The organism is Streptomyces sp. AC602_WCS936, assembly GCF_019049125.1.
GTDB lineage: Bacteria > Actinomycetota > Actinomycetes > Streptomycetales > Streptomycetaceae > Streptomyces.
Map to the genome: position 1 here is coordinate 1 of NZ_JAGMUF010000028.1, position 887 is coordinate 887.

1 protein-coding gene is annotated in these 887 nt (G+C 68.2%); it reads left to right on the plus strand.

Features of this window, described 5'->3' with window-relative positions:
• Nucleotides 1-62 precede the first annotated feature (62 nt).
• Nucleotides 63-880 (plus strand): IS5 family transposase gene (locus tag KUM03_RS12230; RefSeq protein ID WP_254399242.1). Its coding sequence is split into 2 segments (ribosomal slippage): nt 63-392 and nt 395-880, totalling 816 coding nucleotides; the frame shifts between segments, so codons are not numbered across the junction.
• Nucleotides 881-887: the final 7 nt, after the last annotated feature.

Sequence of the window (887 nt, forward strand, 5' to 3'; positions counted from 1 at the left end):
ACTGGCTCTAACAAAAGCGGCTGATCATGAGTCTGTCGGCCTCTCTGCTCGTAGGTGTGGGTATGGGAAACCGTCAGTCGCGGCCGTGGATCGTGTCGGATGAACTGTGGTCGCTGGTCGAGCCGTTGCTGCCGAAGCCGGGTCCGAAGAAGGCCGAGGGCAGACCGCGGGTGCCGGACCGCCAGGCCCTGTGCGGGATCCTCTTCGTCCTGCACACTGGCATCCAGTGGGAGTACCTGCCCCAGGAACTCGGCTTCGGCTCGGGCATGACCTGCTGGCGGCGCCTCGCGGTCTGGAACGAGGCCGGCGTCTGGGACCAGTTCCACCAGCTGCTGTTAAACGAGCTGCGGTCGAAGAACCAGCTGGACTGGGAGCGGGCGGTGATCGACGCCTCGCACGTGCGGGCTGCCCGGCGGGGCCCAAAAGCGGGCCCAGCCCGGTCGACCGCGCACGGCCGGGCAGCAAGCACCACCTCGTCGTCGACGGCCAGGGCATCCCGCTCGCGGTGTCACTGACCGGCGGCAACCGCAACGACGTCACCCAACTCGAGCCGCTGCTCGACAAGATCCCCGCCGTCGCAGGCCGGGTCGGCAGACCCCGCCGACGCCCCGACGCACTGCTGGCCGACCGCGGCTACGACCACGACAAGTACCGCCGCCTGCTCTGGCAGCGAGGGATTCGCCCCGTGATCGCGAAACGAGGCGAGCCGCACGGCACTGGCCTGGGTATCTTCCGCTACGTCGTCGAGCGCACGATCGCCTGGCTCCACGGCTTCCGCCGCCTGCGGATCCGCTGGGAACGACGCGACGACATCCACGAAGCCTTCCTCAGCCTCGCCATCTGCCTGATCACCCACCGCCACGTCCAACGCCTTTGTTAGGACCTCT